Raw genomic sequence first — 1,898 nt, forward strand, 5'->3', positions numbered from 1 at the left:
TCTGGCGGCACATCAAGGCCGGCTGGCGTAAATACAGGAACTTTCGACGCGGTAACGGCGCCTTCGACACACTTCACTCAATGGCCATGCTCGGGACGTCGCTTCGTTGGGGGGGAGCTGCACGATACGGCCGCGGCTGGACTCGCTACAGGCGAGCTTGCCGATCCTGGCGACGCGCGGCCGGGTGCGTCTGGAACGTTACCGGCCTGAGCTACTCCTACAGTCACGCCAGAAATATTTACCGGCACGGCCGCAACTTCGCATACAGGTCATTCCGTAGTCTGGCTCGTCCTCGATGGTACTAGCGCGACTCAAACTGGTTCTTAGCACCAGTCGGGCGGAAAACCAGCTACACGCCTGACCGGTTTCCCTGTCACGGCTCGTCAGTTTCGCTGGCGAGCCGTGCTCTTGCATCGTGCAGCACTGTTAGAACATTCAAGAGCGCGACTGCGTCTCAGCAGGCCGATGGCCCGGCCCAGCCATCCCGCGCGGGGCTGATTGTCCCTGTCAATCAAGAAGCGAGCCGTCTCCAGGGGCCCTGCGAGGGCTCGCCCACCCCAGTAGCGGGTCACCCGCCGCCCCAGATCAACCAGGTTGCTTCTGCTGGTCCTACCCACAACGACCGGGCCTCGCCACCCTCCGGGAGCAGTCAGTTCCAACACGCTACCGTCCGGTGAGTACGCCGCCGTGCACTCACCTTCCGATACGTGAATCGCCTCAAGGTAGTTCGCGGCATGCACGAAGGACTCGAAGACGCATAGGTCCTCATCTCGGTCAAAGATAAGCACACTGTCGGAAGGGGGTTACCGATCACTGTGACAGTTGCTCTCCCGCTCTGCGCCAAAATAATCGGCGCCTAACAACGGCCTGCAGCGACGATCCAGCACTACCAGCGGCTACGACCAGCAGAGTTCACCCAGTATCCAGGATGCTCGATACGTCAGCGCTGTGCGAGAAGATGCAGTCTGTAAATCGACCACGCTCGATTAAATGCCGGATTTGCCCCTTTTCTTCCAAACTCGCTCCGCGCGGGCGTCCCAACCCTCTCTTGTCGTACTGGCAATTGGCTTAGCGGGATGGGCACTTCAGCGTCACGAGCGTCAGGTAGGTTGAGCGCCGAGACCCCTGGACGGGGTTAACTATGAGGGCAATCGGTGCAAAAGGGATATCGAAATGCCGAAGTGGATTATTGTCGCGACAGTGCTGCAGGCGGAAGCTTCCGCCGTACGCACACTTGCGGAATTCGAAGGTGACGAAGGCGACGCGCTTTCGAAACTTGAAAAAGTCCTTAACTCATACGACCGCGACGTTATGGCAGTGAAGCGGCGTGAAATATTCAAGATGACGGATCGCTCATATCTGCTGCGACTTTCGGGAAGGCTCTCAAAATACGAATATCTCGTCCAGTTGGGTCAGTTGGTCGCAGACAGCAAGAGCGCAGACTTGCCTAACTCGCTCGGATGACGACGGGGCCGGAAGAGGAATCTCTTCCGGCCCCGCCATCTCTAGCGGAGTGCGCTGTCAAGCGTCACCTGTTGTTGACCTTGGGGCTTTCCCTGGTCACCCCCGGCGGTTCTTCCACCACCTCCAGGCACGCCCGACACCACGCCCTGCGAGCCTTCCGTATCCCCAGGCGGATCCAACCGACGCGCCGACACCGGCTCCATAGCCGCCGTAGTAGGCGCACTTGCTCCATCGTCGCTTGTAGGCGCAGTAGCCGAGGCCAGCGCCGAAGCCGATGAAGCCGCCTCGGCTGGCGTAGGCACGTCCGTAGTCGATGTACTTCCAGCGGTTGGACCATGCTGAGGAGAGCCTGGGCCGTGCCCAGCCCCAGCCTCTCTTGGCTGCTCCCCACCCTCTCTTGACGTAGCCCCAGCCTCTCGAAATCGCTCCCCACC

1 protein-coding gene is annotated in these 1,898 nt (G+C 60.4%); it reads left to right on the forward strand.

The genetic code is table 11. The features are described 5' to 3' along the window. Window positions 1-1,173: 1,173 nt before the first annotated feature. Window positions 1,174-1,464 (forward strand): hypothetical protein, encoded by a 291-nt coding sequence (locus tag GA0115233_RS40795; RefSeq protein ID WP_141689667.1) that lies wholly within the window; start codon window positions 1,174-1,176, stop codon window positions 1,462-1,464. Window positions 1,465-1,898 lie beyond the last annotated feature (434 nt).

The organism is Streptomyces sp. DI166 (genome assembly GCF_900091315.1).
GTDB classification, from domain to species: Bacteria; Actinomycetota; Actinomycetes; order Streptomycetales; family Streptomycetaceae; genus Streptomyces; species Streptomyces fuscus.